The organism is Acidobacteriota bacterium (assembly GCA_016716435.1).
Classification (GTDB): domain Bacteria; phylum Acidobacteriota; class Blastocatellia; order Pyrinomonadales; family Pyrinomonadaceae; genus OLB17.
Map to the genome: position 1 here is coordinate 351,421 of JADJWI010000008.1, position 17,074 is coordinate 368,494.

The following is a 17,074-nucleotide window of genomic DNA, read 5'->3' on the forward strand; positions in this document are numbered from 1 at the left end:
GCAGCATTATTTCACCTCGAAGTTCTTGATCTCAACAGCCAGTTCGCGTTCGAGCCGTTCCTTTTCGGCCTGTGCGGCTTTCCGTTCGGCTTCGATCTGTTCAAGCCGCGTCTCCTGCTCATTCGCTTTTGCGATATAGCGAGTGATCAGTTGCTTTGCCTCCGCGGTTTTCGCCAAGGATTCAATGTTTTCGCGGAGCCGCTTTTGGTCGGCGGAGATATTATTCATTTCGGACTGAAGTGAGCGAAGCCGTTGATCTTGTTCTGCGACCCGGCCGCGAATCTCGATGAGCCGTTCGAGCCTGCTGCGGGTCGCCTCGTCGATATATCGGCGGGAGACGAAAAGGGCCAGCTGGTCCCGATTTACCGAGCCGATCTGAAACGTATCAACACGCGGATTACGCAAGATAATATTTAGCTCCTTCTCTTCCATGGCGCCAACCTCTACGCGGAAGCGGTAGAAACTCTGGGTCGTAGAATCGGGTTTCGCTGAGTCGTCGGACAACGCCCATCCGGAGCGGATCGGGAATTCGACATACACAACCTTTGGCCGATCAGCGAGATTTGAGATCGAATATAGCTTTTCTTCGGTCTGAAAATAATGGATCTGCAAAACGCCGTTGACTGCCTTCACAATACTCGCAGGTTCTCGCTCCTGCTTTGGGCGCACGCGAATGTTTGTGCCGAGGTCGAGGGCAAAGGAGATCAGCCGTTGCTCTTTCGCTTTTAGTCTTTCCATCAGGGCTTCGCCAGCATAAGCGTTGCCATCGATGACCGTCATGCTTCCGGCTTCGAGCGTCAGATTCGTAGTGTTTTTGAGCAGAACACCGCTGAATGGACGGTCTCTTCGAACCGCTTCGTTGTAGATCGCTACGCGTTCGCCGTCTATCTGGGTTTGCACGATCGGGATAAGCGCAGAACGGTTGCGAAGAACCGTCACGGGGCGATCGATCTTGTATTCAAACATGTCGCCAATATCATCACCGGTGGCGGCGGCAGTGATCCCGGCCTGGCCCGAAGTCAGGGCCGCGGCCATCGGAACTGATGCATTACCGTCGATCTGCATGAAGTTCTCATCGCCCCTTCCGGCTCCCATTTGAAGGCCGAGAAGTGAGTTTGGCGAACGTCCTTGTAGAGGCAGATCCGCGATTTGACTGGCCGTAACCTGCACGGTCTCGGAGATCGACCCGACCTCAAGAGTCAGACTCAGGTTTCGTCCGAGGGTCGTGTTTCGAACGTTGAGCGTGTTAAATCCGGATGCATCGGCAATGATCGTGTACGTTCCAGGCGGAAGCCCGGACTGAGAAAATCGCCCATACGAGTCGGAGGTTGTTGAAAGCGTCTGTCCCGTGGACTCATTTCGGAACGAAACGGATGCATTGGGAATGACCGCACCACTCGGGTCGGAGATCACACCGGATATTACCGAAGATCGGGACATTGCTCCGCCATCCGGTTCGTAGACCTGTGGACGAAGCTGCAAGTCTTCGGGTATAGGGATGACCGGGCGATACCGATAAAATGGCTTCTGAAGATTTTGGATGAAAGAAATAGGAGAGCCGGAGACAAGCGACATTTGAACGTCGGACCAATCTTCTTCGCTGATGTTATCGACTATTGCCCAGCCTTGAAAATATGGCTTCCCGGCTTCGTCAAGAACGACTCTATAGGTCGTTTTCCAGATCGGTGCGGCAATCGTGTAGCTCACAACCATTTCCCGCTGCCCGGTGCCGACGCTCGTTACCGTGATCGTTTTTGCGTCCAGCCGCCGAGCCGATGCCGAGGCTGTGGCAAACTCCATCACGTCAGATCGGGTTCCTTCTTCCAGAAGTTTCAGCCCGCGGATCTCGCTTAGGTCAAAGCTAGAAAGTTCACCGGTTTCGGAGGCGATCACGAGCATATTTGTCGTCGATGTGTCTTTATCACTGCGTATCGTTTTTCGTTCGATCGTCAGAATCGAGCCGGCGAAGGTTCCACGCGCCGAGGTCACGGAAACTCGTGCTCCCTGGAGCTGAGATAGGACTCCTGCCATACCGTTGCCATCGGTCGAGGTTGGTGTCACGGAGAACGGTATTTCCGCCATACGTGCCGAGACTGGGGCGGACGAGTTGTAGGAGACGGCGCCGATGCGGCCTTGGCCGAGATCGAGGACGACCATTGATTTCAGGACGTCGTCGATCTGGGACTGTTTGAACGACAGGTTGACCTCGGCGTTACCCGTGACGACGCCGCGGCGTTCGATGTAGGCGACGCCGTTGGAGTAAAGAATTACGCGGCGGATCGGCAATGTGGTCGTTCGCGGCGACGCGGCCGTCGCTGAAACGGCCATCCGGGCGTGCCCTGTGCTTTGTGCCTCGGCCAAGTTAGCGCACACCAATACCGCGAGGAGAAATGTCCCTAAATGTTTCATTTGATTGTCCTTAATTCTTGGGTCTTTTCGAGAACTACCGCTAAAGATGAGGCGAGAAAGGGAAATGGTTGCTTTTGAGGAAAGTTAGAGTGCGTGGCTCATCGCGCACTTTTCGTGTAGTCTACGTAGCGGCGTAAGCAAGAGCCTGTCGAATATCTTCGTCATCAAGTTCAGGATACTCACGCCGGAGTTCGTCGCGATCAGGATATGTGCCGACGGCCTCCACCACGCGGCGAACCGTCAGCCGAAGGTTCCGAATACACGGCTGACCATTCATTTTGTGGGGATAGATCGTGATGCGTTCCAAGGTCATATCGTAACTCTGCCCGAATACGTCCAAGAATGCAATAAGAACCTCACGACGACCGTGGGCTTACTCCCACGATCACTGTGAGGCTTTGCGATGCGACAGGAAACAATCTGCCTTAAGCGGCGGCGGCGACTACTTTATCGGCGGCGTCGTTCATTCCGGTGGCGGGGATGATGCCGATTCCGGAGTTGGCGAGGATCTCGCGGCCGGCTTCGACGTTCGTGCCTTCGAGCCGGGCGACGATCGGGATCGATACGCCGAGGTTCTTTGCCGCGGCGACGACACCGGCGGCAACCATATCACAGCGGACGATGCCGCCGAAGATATTGATGAGTACGGCCTTCACGTTCTCATCGGCGAGAAGGATCTTGAACGCCTGTTCGACGCGTTCCTGCGAGGCACCGCCGCCTACGTCAAGAAAGTTCGCGGGTTCGCCGCCGGCGAGTTTGATGATATCCATCGTCGCCATTGCGAGTCCGGCACCGTTGACCATACAGCCGATGTTGCCGTCGAGCTTGATGTAGTTGAGGTCAAATTTCGAGGCCTCGATCTCAAGCGGTTCTTCTTCGTTCAAGTCGCGGAGGTCCGCGTAATCTTTGTGACGAAACATCGCGTTATCGTCAAAGTTCACCTTGGCGTCGAGAGCGATCAGGCGATTGTCCTTGGTGAGCAGGAACGGATTGATCTCAACGATCGAGGCGTCCATTTTTTCGAACGCATCGTAAAGCGAGAGCATGAACTTGGCGGCCTGATTGACGAGCTCGGCCGGAATGCCGAGGCCAAAGGCGAGCTTGCGTGCCTGAAACGGACGCATGCCGACCGATGGGTCAATGGTCTCTTTCAGGATCAGCTCGGGCGTTTCTTCGGCGACCTTTTCGATGTCCATCCCGCCCTCGGACGAGGCCATGAATGTGTTGCGGCCCGAGACGCGGTCGAGCGTGATGCCGAGGTAGAACTCCTTATCGATCGGCAAGCCTTCTTCGATCAGGAGCGTTTTGACCTCGCGGCCCTCGGGGCCGGTCTGGTGCGTGACGAGCTGCATCCCGATCATCTCTGAGGCGATCTGCTTTGCTTCCTCAGGCGATTTCGCGAGCTTTACTCCGCCGCCTTTGCCGCGGCCGCCGGCGTGGATCTGTGCCTTGACGACGACAATATCGGTGCCGAGTTCGCGGGCTGCGGCTTCGGCCTCATCTGCCGTGCGGGCAACAATGCCACGCGGGACGGGGACGCCGTATTCCTTCAAGAGGGCTTTGCCCTGATATTCATGGATCTTCATAACGATTTGATAAGAAAGATTTTACCGAAGTCACCGTGCGTAGTCGAGAGCCGCCGAAAAAGAAATGGCCCGGCCTGCTTTTCGGCAAGCCGGGCCGGGCTTCATCTTTAGACGAGTTTACTGAAGCTTTACTACCAGCTTGAGCATTTTCCAGTCACCGCTGCGTTTCACGTACTCAAACTCAAAATTCGTCGGCACACGCTTGGTCGGGAACTTGCCGTCGACGACCAAAATGTCGAGGCCCTTCTCGTTCCTGATATAAGGAGCTTGCGTGTATTCGGGGTCGAGCCTAAGTGCCTCGGAAATTATTGGGGTCACCGCACGGCGGTTCTTTACGAAATCTTTAAAGGTATTCTTCATCTGAGCTTCCGTGAACGTCGATTGGAAGTCTGTCGATGCCTTTTCGTAAATGCCGGTCCAGTTGTCGGTGGTGACGGCGAGGTTAAAATCCGCAAGGGTCTCCTTGACCATCGCTTCGATGAGGGCATCGCTCGGGACATTGCTATCCGATGTCGATGTCGTCCTCGAGGTATTGGTCTCAGTGTCGCCGGAGCTCGTGTTCGCGGCATTTCCAAGGTCAAAGCTCCGATTGCAGTTGCAACCGAGAACGATGAGGGAAATAAACGCGAGAGCGATCAAGCCGTTTGACCGCGTGTTTCGTCCCGAAAGGGCATTCAAGATGAGGTTTTTCATATTTTCTCCTGCAATAATTTCGTTACGCTAGCGTTTTCGCCAAGGCTCAAGTAAGCTTCGCCAGCTTTCGACCGTTCGTTGGTATTCATTGCGGCATCGAACCGCTCGTTCTTTCGGGAGATAACCGGCATCAACTATCCTTGCATGTTTAGACGCATCGGAGCCGTAGATCATGCAAAGGGAAGTGTAAAATCTTTGCTCGTTCAGTAAATGTTCGTCGGCAAACTTCCGTTTCGCGGACGCGGTTTGCTTTGCCTCAAGGTTGAAGGCATCGGAGGCGGCATAAACTGCCTTAACACCATCCTCACCGAGTTCCGTAAGGTTGACATAGGCAGCCAACCGATCCGCGGCGTCTTCTTCGTTGCCGGCAACAGGGAGCTTGTATGCGTCAATGAGAGCATGTCCGACCTCGTGGAGAAAAATGAACCGCATCGCGTCAAACATTTTTTCGTAGGCACGCTCTTCGCTCTCGCCGCCGGCCCGGAATACGCCAAGGAACCGCTCCATCATTTCAAAGCAAACCGTGACCGAACGATCCTTCGCATCGTAGAAGGCGTTCTGTTCCCCGCACGATCGGGTTCGGATAAAAATATTGTGCGGCAGAATCAGTGCCTGGTTCAGCCGGTCTGCGGCCTTCTCAAGCATTTTTTCTGTTTTCACCTGATTGTCAAGCCGCTGGAAGCGTGCAACGGAAAGATCTTGTTGTTCGACGACAAAATCACCGGCGTCCGGCTTCTTCGCCGGCGACTCCGGCGTCGGTGGAGTGGCGACAGGCGAGGCGGACGCGACCGGAAGTTCCGAGCTCTCCGGCCGGCTCATTGTCTCGCGGTCTGAGCGAAAAACGCAACCCATGACCGTGGCCAGAAGGATAGCTGCCAAGAGGAGATTTGAGCGATTTTCGGGCATCAGGGGAAACCAGGCGCTTTTCATTCTAGCTGAAATTGTTCGGAACGACCATTCTGCCGTGCTTTGAATTTAAAGACGCGCAATAACGTAGAGTTTGCGGCAAAAGCAAAAAAGGCCGGAGAGATATTCTCGCCGGCCTTTTTCTTTGATCTGATGAGCGTCTATTGAGCTTTCTCTACAAACTTGAGGAGCGTTCTGACCGCAACGCCGGTCGGGCCTTTCGCCTGATGCGGCCGTACGCCGTCGTGCCAGGCAGTTCCGGCAATATCGAGGTGTGCCCATTTCGCCTTATCGACGAACTCCTGAATGAAGACCGCTCCCATGATGGTGCCGGCCTTGCCGCGGGGCCCGATGTTCTTGATGTCGGCGATGTCCGATTTGATATCCTTGCTGTATTCCGGGCCGAGCGGGAGTTGCCAGTAGCCTTCGCCGATTTCTTTGCCGCAGTCGACGAGTTGATCGACGAGTTCCTGGTCGTTACCCATGATGCCGGTATTGTGGCCACCGAGTGCGATGATGACCGCTCCGGTAAGGGTGGCCATATCGATGATGCGGGTCGCTCCTTGCTTTTCGGCATAGGCGACGGCATCTGCGAGGACCAAACGGCCTTCGGCGTCGGTGTTGAGTATCTCGATGGTCTTGCCGTTCATTGCGGTGACCACATCGCTCGGCCGCGAGGCTTTTCCATCCGGCATGTTCTCGACGGCTCCAACGACACCGATGACTGGAACAGTCGGCTTAAGGAGCGCGATCGCCCTCATTGTTGCGATCGTGGTCGCGGCACCGGACATGTCGTACTTCATCGCGTCCATACCCTCGCCGGGCTTGAGCGAGATGCCGCCCGTGTCAAAGGTCACGCCCTTGCCGACGAATGCGATCAAGTCGCCTTTCTTGCCGGTATTTTTGGCGGGCGTGTAGCGAAGCACGATCATCTTGGCAGGCTGATCGGAGCCCTTTGTGACGCTCAAAAATGAGCCCATGCCGAGCTTTTCCATTTTCGCTTCGTCGAGGACCTCGCACTTGAGCCCAACCTCTTTCGCCATCGCCTGGGCACGTTTGGCCATTTCGGTCGGATGGAGAACATTTGGCGGCTCGTTTGCGAGCTCGCGGGCAAAGTTCATCGAATCGCCGATCGCCTGGCCGCGTTCGACGCCTTTCTTTAGGTCTGCCGGCTTGCCGCCTTCAACGTGAACGACGAACTTCGTGAGTTCCTTCGTGTTCTTGTCTACGGTCTTATATTTATCAAGCTCGAACTGGCTTGTAATAACGCCCTGAACGGCGTTTTGAGCAGTTTCAACTGCGTCGCCGTCAATGCGAGCATCGAATGCAAATGACTTGAGATTGAGTTTGCGGAGGCATCGTGCCGCGGTTCCCGAGGCGACCGAAACTGACGAGGACTTGTATTTATCCTTTTCCCCGCACCCGACGAGCAGCAGCCGCGTAGCCTTAACACCCTTTGAAGAAAACCGTATCAGAGCCGTCTCGCCCTTCCCACCGTTGATCTCCTTTCCCTTGAGAGTGTCGGCGACCTGTCCGCCTGTTATGTCGTCGAGTTCTTTAAGAACTCCGTCAGTGGCCTTGTCGTCCTTAAAGACAGCAACGGCGAGAGCATCGACCGAAGCCGACGCAAATTTAGTCCCGATACCTTGAAATTCCATTCGTTTCCTCAATTATAAACTTGTTTTATGTAGCCAGAAATACTTGTAATATCTATAACTTATCTCAAACTTTCTTTCAACTGTTGACGCGTTTCGCGGTCTATCGTCTTCTTCATCTCAGTTTCGCGTTTGTCATAGAGTTTTTTGCCCTTGGCGACCCCGATCTCGAACTTGATACGCCCATTTTTCCAATAAATGGCTGTAACGACCAAAGTCATTCCCTTCTGAGTTGTTTCCTTTTCGAGCTTTTCGATCTCTTTGCGATGGAGCAGCAGCTTGCGATGCCTCAGCGGTTCGTGATTTTGCTTGTTGCCGTGTGAGTACGGCGAGATATGCGCATTCAGGAGCCAGACCTCGTCGTCCTTGATGGTAACGTATGAATCCTTGAGCTGAATGCGGCCGGCCATGATCGATTTTACCTCGGTCCCGACGAGCGCAGCTCCGGCCTCATACCGGTCGAGGATATGAAATTCGTGGAAGGCCTGCCTGTTTGTAAGTATCTCTTTATCCACGGCGTAAACCTTTATACTGCATCAACTAGCGAAGGCAATCAAACTGAAATGAGATAAGGCCGGTTTGACAACGGGCGGTTAGGCTATTTAAATTAGGTGTAACGCTGGGAGATCGTCTAATGGTAGGACTGCAGTCTCTGGATCTGCCTATCGGGGTTCGAATCCCTGTCTCCCAGCCAATTTTTTTATGGACGTCTGGCACGAAACCGAGTTACGGGTGCGGTATGCCGAGACGGATCAGATGGGCATTGTCCATCACTCCAATTACCTTATCTGGTTTGAGCAGGGGCGAAGCGACCTTTGCCGCTCAAAGGGTTTCTCTTACAAGGCAATGGAAGAAGAGGGCAACGCTCTGATGGTCGTTGCCGAGAGCTACGTCCGTTATAAATCTCCCGCATTCTACGAAGATCTATTGACCATACGGACGCGCGTCGCCGAAGTGCGAAGCCGATCGGTGCGTTTTATTTACGAGGTCTTTCGTGCCGCTGATTCAACCCTGGTCGCCGAGGGCGAGACCCATCATCTCGTTACGGACGAGAATAAGAGAGTTAGAGTTTTGCCCGAGATCTACCGAATGCTGCTTATTGGCGACAGGCTCGGCGAGCCCGTTCCTCCCGAACTGCCGCCGAGTTGATGTACGCTTTCTGCAAACGAAAAGCCAAACTTGAATCGCATCTGGCGGCAACCTAAACTTTAGGTATGCCCGGTGCCGCAACTGCTGAAATTTACTTCATCGTCGCGATGATGGCCCTGATCCTGATCATCTGCGTCGTGGCCGTTTGGGCTTTCTTCAAAACGTACAAGAAAGAGATGCGGGACCGGGCAAAACGCGACGCCGCAAAGGCCGCGGAAAAGCAAAAAGCCGCTGACGAAACGGCAAAAATGGAGGCAGATGCTGGATAGAACAAAAACGGCCCTCGTCATAGTGGACGTGCAAGAAGCGTTTCGCTCTGTGATTCCTGACCTTTCGCTGATCGCGTCGCGGATATCGATTGCGGCCCGTGCGTTCGATGCTCTCGGCTCGCAAATCATCGTTACCGAACAGTATCCGGCGGGCCTCGGAAGAACGGTCGAAGAAGTACTTTTCTTGATCGGCGAAGAGGTGCCGTTCGTTGAGAAATCTGCTTTTTCAGCTTGGGCGGAAGCGGGATTTCGGACCCATCTCGAGCAAAACGGGATAAAAACGGTCGCTCTTTGCGGGATAGAAACACACATCTGCGTGCTGCAGACCGCTCTCGATCTCATTAAGAACGGTTACGACGTACATCTTCTTTGCGATTCCGTCGCGTCGCGTTTTGAGCATGACCGGCAGGCTGCCCTTGCGAGGATACTTGAGGCGGGAGCCACTTCGTCGTCGGTCGAAATGGTGCTTTTCGAGATGCTTGGCGATTCGCGTGACGCAGCATTTAAGGCCGTGCAATCGATCATCAAATAGACACTTTTTCCCGGCACGGCGATCATCAATGGAATTATTATCAAGTCTTAACCCACAGCAGGCCGAGGCCGTTCGCGCGACCGAAGGTCCTTTGCTTGTGCTTGCCGGAGCCGGATCGGGCAAGACCCGCGTCATCACCGTAAGGATCGCGTATCTGATTGCTGAAAAAGGGGTTTTGCCGCACAGTATCCTCGCGGTCACGTTTACGAACAAGGCCGCGGGCGAGATGCGCGAACGCGTTCTCGAACTTCTAAAAGAAAAAAAGCTCGATTCTCGTCCTCTTATTTCGACCTTTCACAGCCTTTGCGTGCGGATACTCCGCCGCGACATCGAGGCGCTCGGCGAAGGCTACACAAAGTCGTTTACCATCTATGACACCGATGACTCGCAGAAGGTGATAAAGGCCTGCATCAAGGACCTCGGCCTAGATGAGAAGCAGTTTGCCCCCCGGATGATCCGAGGAGCAATTAGCACCGCCAAGAATCGCGGCGAGGACCACGAGATGTTTGCCTCGCGGGTCGAGCACACGGACGAAAAGCGGGCGGCGACGGCGAAGGTCTTTCGGATGTACGAAGAGCGGCTGCGGACGGCAAACGCCCTTGACTTCGACGACCTGCTCATCAAGACCGTGCGGCTGCTGCGGAAATCGCCCGAGGTGCGCGAGAGATACAACCAACGGTACAAATACATCCTGGTCGATGAATATCAGGACACGAATCCGCTGCAGCTCTCGCTGATCAGATACCTGACCGAAGCTCAACAGAACATCTGCGTTGTCGGCGATGATGCCCAGAGCATTTATGGTTTTCGGCAGGCGGACATCCGCAATATTCTTGAATTTGAGCAGCACTATCCCGATGCGAAGGTGATCTTGCTTGAGCAGAATTATCGCTCGACGCAGAACATCCTGAACGCCGCCGACGCCATAATCGCGAACAACATCAACCAGAAAAAGAAGAAGCTCTGGACCGAGAATCGTTCGGGCGGCAAGATCATGTATTTTCAGGCGATGGATGCCGACGGCGAGGCACGCTTCGTCACACGGAAAACGGAAGAACATCTTCTCGAAGATCCGGATACAAAGGTCGCCGTACTATACCGGACGAACGCTCAGTCGCGCGTCTTTGAGGAATCGCTGCGGCGGATGCGCATCACCTACAACATCGTCGGCGGTTTCTCGTTCTATGAGCGGCAGGAGGTCAAGGACATTGTTGCTTACCTCAAGTTGGCGTTAAATCCTTCGGACGACATCGCCCTGCTTCGCGTTATAAATACGCCGACCCGCGGCATCGGGAAAACAACGATTGATGAACTGACCGCGGTCGCGAGATCTTCGGGGCGGTCGCTTTGGGAAGCTATCGAGCTTGTCACAGATAAGGCAGGGGCAGAGCCGGTCAACCTCACAAACCGGGCGAAAGACGCACTTCGGTCATTCAAAAAGATAATCGACGGGCTTCGCGAAAGCGTGGCAAATCCGGCGGATGAGGCTCGTGCGGTCACTGGTTCCGTTATCGCCGCGATCGATGACACAGGCTATTCCTTCATGCTGCGAAGCGAGAACTCGGACGAGGCGGAATCGCGACTCGAGAACCTTGAGGAACTCGTAAACGCCGCGGCGGAATACGATTCGGGCTCTGAAACGGGACTGAGAGACTTCATCGACCATGCTGCGTTGACCTCCGACACCGACAAATTTGATCGCAATGTGCCGGTCACACTGATGACCGTTCACTCGGCAAAGGGGCTCGAGTTTCCGGTGGTTTTTCTCGTCGGGCTTGAGGATGGCATTTTTCCGCACTCTCGTAGCCTGAACGACCCGCAGGAGCTTGAGGAAGAGCGGCGGCTAGCCTATGTGGCGATAACGAGGGCTGAGAGAACGCTTTACATTACCCACGCGATGCGGCGGCGTGTTTATGGCGAAGAGATGGCCGCCGAGCCCTCGCAATTCCTGAACGAGATACCGATCGAATTGGTCGAAGATCTTTCCCACGGGCCTTCGTGGCTATCGTATTCGCAGGGCGGCAGCCGAAGGGCCGAGCCGAAAGTTTATGCCGCGGCGAGTGCACCGGCGAAAAGAACGGGGAACCTCTATACCGGAAAAACGTACAACAGCACGGAAGCGATCGCTGAGTTTTTCAGTAAACGCGGCCTCAAACCCGAAGGCGACGCCGCTCCCGAAAAGCCGGCTCCGGGCGAGGCGAGCCCGACGAATAGCGGACTCGATAAGCTCAAGGCCTATAACGCCGGTCAGAGCAAGAAAACGGCAGGGCTGAGCAAGGGACTTGTTCCCGGCAGCCACGTCCGGCACGAAAAATACGGCCGCGGCTTGGTCTTAAGAAGAGAAGGCACGGGCGATAATGTTAAACTTACGGTCAGCTTTCCCGGTTTTGGCCAGAAGAAGCTGATCGAAAAATACGCTAATCTACAGATCGAGAATTAGGCTTTTTCACGAAATAATCTCTCCCAACCCATAAAGAGAAATGAAAAACAAATTTGCAATGATAACAGTCGGCGGATTTCTTCTCCTGATGGTGCTCGGGTGTATGTGCGGCTCGAATCCCTTCTCGAGCTCGGAGGCTCCGGAAAGCGGCCCCTCAACGAACCGGGGTTCGCAAGCCCCCAATAACGACAAGACAGTTGCGGACCGTGCCGTGGATGTCGCGGTTGGCAATCAGACGAGCGGCATTCCGGAATGCGACGCTGTGCTGGCGTTCATTGAAGCCGAGGCCAATAACCCGGATGACGATGTATTCACCAAGGCTATCAAGGCAACGGTTCTGAACCGGATAAAGGAAGAGTTCCGCAAAAACATCGAGCAGAACAATACCGATAAGGAACAAATGACCCGGAACTGCCAGGAAATGATGAGGAACCTGGAGAAATTTAAGGCCGAGCAACAACAAAAGGAACCGCAGCAATAACCGCTATTGGTTTTCGGCGGCTTCGTCGGCGATCAGCTTCATTGTCCACTCGTCTCGCGGATAGCGGCGCTTCATAAGCGTCGCTATTTCATTTCTTACGTCCATATCATTGCCGCAGCCGTATTTCGACCATCCGTTTGCCGTGTACATTCGGTAAAGTGCCTCGGGAAGGCGACGGTCGTTCGGTGTCCTTGCGGCCCAGGCGAGGACCTGCCGGCCGAGGTACTTAGGAGCGTCGCCGATCGCTTTTAGTTTTTCGCGTTCGGCCAGTGCTTGTTTCGCATCTGCCTCGGAAATGAACGCCGGCCTCGGCAACGAACTGAGTGGAACCATCTGAGAGGTATCTTCGTCGTAGGTCTCGTCGTATTGCTCACACCACCAATCGTTAATGTCCCAAACATCGGGATCATTATCGGTCTTCCCGAAGCCGTCCTCAATGAACGGGGTCATGATCGGGTTCCGGACAAGGAAGTAAAGAGCGGCATTTCTCTTGGCGGCCGGCGTTGCGGCCAGGTCGATGAACCTCAATCCTTCAGCAAGTTCCGGGTGGTATTGAGCGACCATTCCTGAAACCTCGGCCATCGTCCTTTGGTCATCCAGGAGGGCAGCCCGCGTCCAAACGGCGACAGCGAACCGAGCCCTGAGATAGTCCGGCAAGGCGGGCGACCGCGACGCCGAAAGCAACCCGGCGGTCGGGAAATAGTAGTTCATCGCCATCGTCGTTCGCGAATCGAACATCACCCGGTTTTGCCACTGCCGTTCCTCGCGGTACCGTTCTTCGATCTCACGCTCATACGCCTCTCGGCCATCTTTGTTATATTCCGGGTCGTACCATTTCTTTTGCTCTTCGATGATCTCTTCGACAGTGCCGAGCGAGCCGCTAAAGTCGAAACCGTAGGCCCGGCGGGCGGCGAACCGGAAATAGCTGTCAGCGTCCGTCGCGAACCGCTGACGCATCTCCATGAACTGGTTCACAGTCGAGACCGGGAAGGTCGCCGAGGCGGCGAGAGCAGCATCAAGGGTCTTGACCGCTTCGCTGTTTCTGCCAAGCTCCGTTTCAAGCCGTGCCCGGTTGTAAGCTACCGTCGGATACGCCAACGAGCTCTGCGGCACGCGAGCGGCGGCATCGAGCAGTATCCCTACGTCACGCGAGGACTTTCCGGCCTTGGTGATAGCGGCCATCAGCCAGTGCTCGGCAGAGGTCGCCTTGAAGCGTTCGAGCGAGTAGAGATAGGCCTCGTCGCCGGAAATCTGGTAGTTAAAAATCCAATCGGTCAGCTCGTCCGCACGGAGAAACTCGGGCAGGATATCGAGCGAACGTTCGCGGTCGCCCCAGTATCCGCCTTCGTAATCGCTCCCACCGGTTGACGGGAAGCGGTCGGAATACGCGATCTGCTTTGCATCAAGGACACGGGCGGCGAGCTTTTCATTAAAGGCTTCGCCGATCGCGACTCGGGCCGATTCGAGCACCTCTTCGTCGGTAGCTTCTAATGGCACGCTAAACTTCCAGTTCGTGCTGAAGTCTTCGGCATATACCCGGATCGCGAGCATTCCGGGATCGGATGGTTCTTCTTCGACCCGACGTTCGCTGCCGGGGTCTCGGAGCTCGCGGTAACGGCGGACGAGCGCTTGGTCGTCATAAGGCAGCTTTTCGAGCTGTTCGTCGGAAACGGCAAGGAGGCCTTTTTCACCAAGTGTCCGCTCAAGGTCGCGAATATCTGCGGAATCGCGTGCCTGCCGCTCGAATTTGTCCATCAGCCAGCGGAAATCGATCAGGTCTTGCCGGAGATTCGGATTTCCGCCAATCGACGAAAGCTTCTGTGCGAGTTCGCGGACGCGTTCTTCGGGGTGAAGGCGGTATTTTACGAGGCCGAGCATTTTCTCAGAAGAATCCGAGAACTTTCCGCTGACGGAGGCGAAGCGGAGGAGATGCTCTTCGGCCTCTTGCAGATAACTTTGAGAGCGAGCGGCGGCCTTTCCAAGGCTCGATTGCCGGATCAGGGTGCGGGCGACGAGGTAATCGGCGGTCTCTTGCCACGGGCTTTGGAAGTCAAGGGCGATCTTGGCGAATCGTTGCTTAGCATCGTCGTACTTCATCGAATAGAACGCGGCTGCGGCGAGTTGATATTCGCGGTCTTTCTGAAGCCACTCCGGCATTGAGGCATCGACCGGGGAGGGCGAGACGGCACCGCTCGAGCAATTCGAAAAAACGGCATCTTGGCCGGCGAGCCATTCCTTTACATTCCGGTCTTCCGAACCGTGGCTTGCAACGCGATCCTTAAGTGTTTCGGTGGCGGTTTCAAAGGCATTTACGGCACAATTCGGGAAGAAGTCGTAGCCGCCCGAATCCCGTTCGGCATAGATACGCGGGGGCTTTTCATCTTTGTCCACAACGGCCTTTCGGGCCTCGATCCACGTCTTGATCGCCTCAAAGCTGTCGGCATCCTCCGGTCCCATATTGCGGAACTCGGCCCTCCACTGCGACATCAGGGCCTCCTGCTCCGATGGGGTGAAGCCAAAGTTGTTAAGGTGGCGATATGCGACGAAGAGCACCGAACGGGTAAAGGTTGGTTTTACGATGCCGAGATTGCCGGCGGCGAAATCGCGGTAAGGGAACTCGGGTGTTTTCCGCACATCAAAGAGCGGGGTAACATATCCCGGACCGCAGGGAATGACACTGATGAAAAAGCTGAGGATCAACCCCAGGCAGGCCGCAAGCCGGATAATTCGATTCATAGCAATTGTCAGTTAGCGAAGTGCAGTGACGGCTTACACTATAACCGAAATCGGTCTCTAGCGAAAAATAAAGGCCCCGCGAGTTTCCTCACGGGGCCATTCGAGCAATCACAGAGAACAAGCTAAACGCTCATGATCTCAACTTCTTTGTTCTTGGCGAGCTCATCGATCGTGGCGATGGTCTTGTTTGTCAGCTTTTGGACCTCGTCGAGGCCGGAACGCTCATCGTCCTCAGAGATCTCTTTGTCCTTCAGCATCTTCTTGAGCACGTCATTTGAATGGTGGCGAACATTACGGACGGCGACGCGATGCTCCTCGGCGATCTCGCCGACCTGCTTTGCGAGCTGTTTGCGGCGTTCCTCATTAAGTGCCGGGATCGGAAGGCGGATCACCTTACCGTCATTCGACGGGTTGAACCCGAGGTTCGCGGCGATGATCGCTTTCTCGACCGCTCCAAGCTGCGAGATGTCCCACGGCTGCACCGTAAGGAGTTGAGCCTCAGGCACGGCGACCGATGCCATCTGGTTCAAGGGCGTCGGAGAGCCGTAATAATCGACAATTACCGCATCAAGCAGGCCGACGGTCGCACGTCCGGTCCGAACGTTGGCAAGTTTGCGCTTGAAGTCTTCGATGACGGCTTCCATCTTCGGTCCGGTCTCTTTCAAAACATTGTCAACACTCATAATTCTCTTTTAATTCAGGCTGCGGCGGTTTCATGCTCGTTGGTAACGAGCGTCCCGACCGTAAGGTCGCCGCCGACCGCTTTGATGATATTGCCCGGTTGGGTCATGTTAAAGACCATTATTGGGAGGTTGTTGTCCATGCAAAGCGAGATCGCCGAGGCGTCCATTACCTTGAGTCTTTTTTCGAGGACCTCCTGATAGGTTATCCGGTCGTACTTTTCAGCCTCGAGGAAAATCTTTGGGTCGGCGGAGTAGATCCCATCGACCTTGGTCGCCTTAAAAATGACATCAACGCCGAGTTCGCAGGCACGAAGAGCCGCCGCAGAATCGGTCGTAAAATAAGGATTCCCGGTGCCGGCGGCGAGGATGACGACCCTTTTTTTCTCAAGATGCCGCACTGCTCGCCGGCGAATGAACGGCTCGGCCAACTGCGGAATATCGATCGCCGACATCGCCCGCGTGTAAACATTTAGCTTTTCGAGAGCGTCTTGAAGAACGACCGCGTTCATCACCGTGGCGAGCATCCCGATGTAGTCGGCCGCCGCCCGGTCCATGTTCCCAGCCGATTTCGAAACGCCGCGGAAGATATTTCCCCCACCGACGACGATCGCAACCTCGACGCCGAGTTCGTGCACCGCTTTGATCTCGCGGGCGACCTGCTCGGCGATCTTGGTATCAATACCGTAGGTCTCGGAGCCCATCAGGGCCTCGCCGGAGAGCTTGAGGAGAATGCGGTTGAAAACGGGCTTCATATAGTTGCAGAGTTATAGAGTTTCCGAGTTTCAGAGTAAGCAGATAAGTTCTCCGCAACTCTGAAACTCGGCAACTCGGGTACTCTTAGCCGACCATTGACGCTACTTCAGCGGCAAAGTCGTCCTGTTTCTTCTCGATACCTTCGCCCATCTTGTAACGGGTGAACCGTCGGATGGTGATGTTCTCTTTGATCGAGGCGATCTTCTCGGTAACGAGTTCGCCGATCGTCTTCGAAGGGTCCTTTACGAACGGCTGATCGACAAGCACCGATTCCTCAAAGAACTTGTTGAGCCGGCCTTCGATGATCTTGTCGAGTACTTCGTCGGGCTTGCTGGCGTTCTTCGGGTCGTTCTTGAGCTGCTCGCGGAGGATCTCTCGTTCCTTATCGAGATCTTCCGTCGGGACCTCGCTGCGATTGACGTAGCGCGGGTCCGAAGCCGCAATGTGCATTGCAACGTCCTTGACGAGCTGCTGAAATTCGTCGCCGCGGGCCACGAAGTCGCTTTCGCAATTGACCTCGACCATAACGCCGACCTTACCGCCCATGTGGATGTACGAACCGACAACGCCTTCAGCCGTTACGCGGCCGGCCTTTTTCCCAGCGGTCGCGACGCCTTTTTTACGCAAGATCTCGATCGCCGCCACTCCGTCGCCATTTGCTTCGACGAGTGCGTTCTTGCAATCGATCATGCCTGCTCCGGTCTTTTCACGCAGTTCCTTGACTGCACTTGCTGTGATCTCTGCCATTATTAAACTCCAATGCTTTTGGCGGATATTTTCTC

At 55.0% G+C, this 17,074-nt stretch carries 16 protein-coding genes and 1 tRNA gene; 6 read left to right on the plus strand and 11 right to left on the minus strand.

The window, feature by feature from the left end; genetic code table 11:
• Nucleotides 1-6: 6 nt before the first annotated feature.
• The 7 genes from IPM21_13585 to smpB form a co-directional block, all read right to left on the minus strand.
• Nucleotides 7-2,409 carry a carboxypeptidase regulatory-like domain-containing protein gene (locus IPM21_13585; GenBank protein MBK9164909.1) on the minus strand — a complete coding sequence of 801 codons (2,403 nt, stop codon included), beginning with the start codon at nucleotides 2,407-2,409 and terminating at the stop codon, nucleotides 7-9.
• A gap of 121 nt (nucleotides 2,410-2,530) precedes the next feature.
• Nucleotides 2,531-2,722, minus strand: coding sequence for a DUF433 domain-containing protein (locus tag IPM21_13590; GenBank protein MBK9164910.1), 192 nt, complete (start codon nucleotides 2,720-2,722; stop codon nucleotides 2,531-2,533).
• A gap of 112 nt (nucleotides 2,723-2,834) precedes the next feature.
• Nucleotides 2,835-3,995, minus strand: a complete 1,161-nt coding sequence (gene sucC, locus IPM21_13595) for an ADP-forming succinate--CoA ligase subunit beta (protein ID MBK9164911.1) — start codon at nucleotides 3,993-3,995, stop codon at nucleotides 2,835-2,837.
• A gap of 117 nt (nucleotides 3,996-4,112) precedes the next feature.
• Nucleotides 4,113-4,688, minus strand: coding sequence for a hypothetical protein (locus tag IPM21_13600; protein ID MBK9164912.1), 576 nt, complete (start codon nucleotides 4,686-4,688; stop codon nucleotides 4,113-4,115).
• Nucleotides 4,689-4,715: 27 nt separating this feature from the next.
• Nucleotides 4,716-5,594: a hypothetical protein gene (locus IPM21_13605; GenBank protein MBK9164913.1), complete on the minus strand. Its 879-nt coding sequence runs from the start codon at nucleotides 5,592-5,594 to the stop codon at nucleotides 4,716-4,718.
• A 161-nt stretch (nucleotides 5,595-5,755) separates the two neighbouring features.
• A complete protein-coding gene (locus IPM21_13610) occupies nucleotides 5,756-7,252 on the minus strand; it encodes a leucyl aminopeptidase (GenBank protein MBK9164914.1) in 1,497 nt (498 codons plus the stop codon).
• A 59-nt stretch (nucleotides 7,253-7,311) separates the two neighbouring features.
• Nucleotides 7,312-7,764, minus strand: coding sequence for an SsrA-binding protein SmpB (gene smpB / locus IPM21_13615; protein ID MBK9164915.1), 453 nt, complete (start codon nucleotides 7,762-7,764; stop codon nucleotides 7,312-7,314).
• A gap of 105 nt (nucleotides 7,765-7,869) precedes the next feature.
• Between smpB and IPM21_13620 the strand changes: the two genes are divergently transcribed.
• The 6 genes from IPM21_13620 to IPM21_13645 all read left to right on the plus strand — a co-directional run bounded on the left by IPM21_13620 (nucleotide 7,870) and on the right by IPM21_13645 (nucleotide 12,120).
• A tRNA-Gln gene (locus IPM21_13620) sits at nucleotides 7,870-7,943 on the plus strand.
• 8 nt (nucleotides 7,944-7,951) lie between these two features.
• Complete coding sequence (locus IPM21_13625; GenBank protein ID MBK9164916.1) at nucleotides 7,952-8,398, plus strand: acyl-CoA thioesterase; 447 nt, start codon at nucleotides 7,952-7,954, stop codon at nucleotides 8,396-8,398.
• A 65-nt stretch (nucleotides 8,399-8,463) separates the two neighbouring features.
• Complete coding sequence (locus tag IPM21_13630) at nucleotides 8,464-8,667, plus strand: hypothetical protein (GenBank protein ID MBK9164917.1); 204 nt, start codon at nucleotides 8,464-8,466, stop codon at nucleotides 8,665-8,667.
• On the plus strand, nucleotides 8,657-9,199 hold the full coding sequence (locus tag IPM21_13635) for an isochorismatase family protein (protein MBK9164918.1): 543 nt from the start codon (nucleotides 8,657-8,659) through the stop codon (nucleotides 9,197-9,199). The genes IPM21_13630 and IPM21_13635 overlap by 11 nt, the downstream gene beginning before the upstream one ends.
• 28 nt (nucleotides 9,200-9,227) lie before the next feature.
• Nucleotides 9,228-11,639: a UvrD-helicase domain-containing protein gene (locus IPM21_13640; protein MBK9164919.1), complete on the plus strand. Its 2,412-nt coding sequence runs from the start codon at nucleotides 9,228-9,230 to the stop codon at nucleotides 11,637-11,639.
• A gap of 40 nt (nucleotides 11,640-11,679) precedes the next feature.
• Nucleotides 11,680-12,120 carry a hypothetical protein gene (locus tag IPM21_13645; GenBank protein MBK9164920.1) on the plus strand — a complete coding sequence of 147 codons (441 nt, stop codon included), beginning with the start codon at nucleotides 11,680-11,682 and terminating at the stop codon, nucleotides 12,118-12,120.
• A 3-nt stretch (nucleotides 12,121-12,123) separates the two neighbouring features.
• On the opposite strand, the gene IPM21_13650 is transcribed toward IPM21_13645, so the two are convergent.
• The 4 genes from IPM21_13650 to tsf form a co-directional block, all read right to left on the minus strand.
• Entirely contained in the window at nucleotides 12,124-14,856 is a 2,733-nt protein-coding gene (locus IPM21_13650) for a hypothetical protein (GenBank protein ID MBK9164921.1), read from the minus strand.
• 122 nt (nucleotides 14,857-14,978) lie between these two features.
• A complete protein-coding gene (frr, locus tag IPM21_13655; GenBank protein ID MBK9164922.1) occupies nucleotides 14,979-15,539 on the minus strand; it encodes a ribosome recycling factor in 561 nt (186 codons plus the stop codon).
• Between the two features lie 14 nt (nucleotides 15,540-15,553).
• On the minus strand, nucleotides 15,554-16,291 hold the full coding sequence (locus tag IPM21_13660; protein MBK9164923.1) for a UMP kinase: 738 nt from the start codon (nucleotides 16,289-16,291) through the stop codon (nucleotides 15,554-15,556).
• Between the two features lie 85 nt (nucleotides 16,292-16,376).
• The gene (tsf, locus tag IPM21_13665; GenBank protein ID MBK9164924.1) at nucleotides 16,377-17,039 is read right to left on the minus strand and encodes a translation elongation factor Ts; all 663 of its coding nucleotides are present in this window, start codon (nucleotides 17,037-17,039) and stop codon (nucleotides 16,377-16,379) included.
• Nucleotides 17,040-17,074 lie beyond the last annotated feature (35 nt).

Excerpts from the sequence above, each read along its gene's own strand:
- IPM21_13585 (MBK9164909.1), bottom strand. The coding sequence starts at position 2,409 with ATGAAACATTTAGGGACATTTCTCCTCGCGGTATTGGTGTGCGCTAAC.
- IPM21_13590 (MBK9164910.1), bottom strand. The coding sequence starts at position 2,722 with ATGACCTTGGAACGCATCACGATCTATCCCCACAAAATGAATGGTCAG.
- sucC (MBK9164911.1), bottom strand. The coding sequence starts at position 3,995 with ATGAAGATCCATGAATATCAGGGCAAAGCCCTCTTGAAGGAATACGGC.
- IPM21_13600 (MBK9164912.1), bottom strand. The coding sequence starts at position 4,688 with ATGAAAAACCTCATCTTGAATGCCCTTTCGGGACGAAACACGCGGTCA.
- IPM21_13605 (MBK9164913.1), bottom strand. The coding sequence starts at position 5,594 with ATGCCCGAAAATCGCTCAAATCTCCTCTTGGCAGCTATCCTTCTGGCC.
- IPM21_13610 (MBK9164914.1), bottom strand. The coding sequence starts at position 7,252 with ATGGAATTTCAAGGTATCGGGACTAAATTTGCGTCGGCTTCGGTCGAT.
- IPM21_13625 (MBK9164916.1), top strand. The coding sequence starts at position 7,952 with ATGGACGTCTGGCACGAAACCGAGTTACGGGTGCGGTATGCCGAGACG.
- IPM21_13630 (MBK9164917.1), top strand. The coding sequence starts at position 8,464 with ATGCCCGGTGCCGCAACTGCTGAAATTTACTTCATCGTCGCGATGATG.
- IPM21_13635 (MBK9164918.1), top strand. The coding sequence starts at position 8,657 with ATGCTGGATAGAACAAAAACGGCCCTCGTCATAGTGGACGTGCAAGAA.
- IPM21_13640 (MBK9164919.1), top strand. The coding sequence starts at position 9,228 with ATGGAATTATTATCAAGTCTTAACCCACAGCAGGCCGAGGCCGTTCGC.
- IPM21_13645 (MBK9164920.1), top strand. The coding sequence starts at position 11,680 with ATGAAAAACAAATTTGCAATGATAACAGTCGGCGGATTTCTTCTCCTG.
- IPM21_13650 (MBK9164921.1), bottom strand. The coding sequence starts at position 14,856 with ATGAATCGAATTATCCGGCTTGCGGCCTGCCTGGGGTTGATCCTCAGC.
- frr (MBK9164922.1), bottom strand. The coding sequence starts at position 15,539 with ATGAGTGTTGACAATGTTTTGAAAGAGACCGGACCGAAGATGGAAGCC.
- IPM21_13660 (MBK9164923.1), bottom strand. The coding sequence starts at position 16,291 with ATGAAGCCCGTTTTCAACCGCATTCTCCTCAAGCTCTCCGGCGAGGCC.
- tsf (MBK9164924.1), bottom strand. The coding sequence starts at position 17,039 with ATGGCAGAGATCACAGCAAGTGCAGTCAAGGAACTGCGTGAAAAGACC.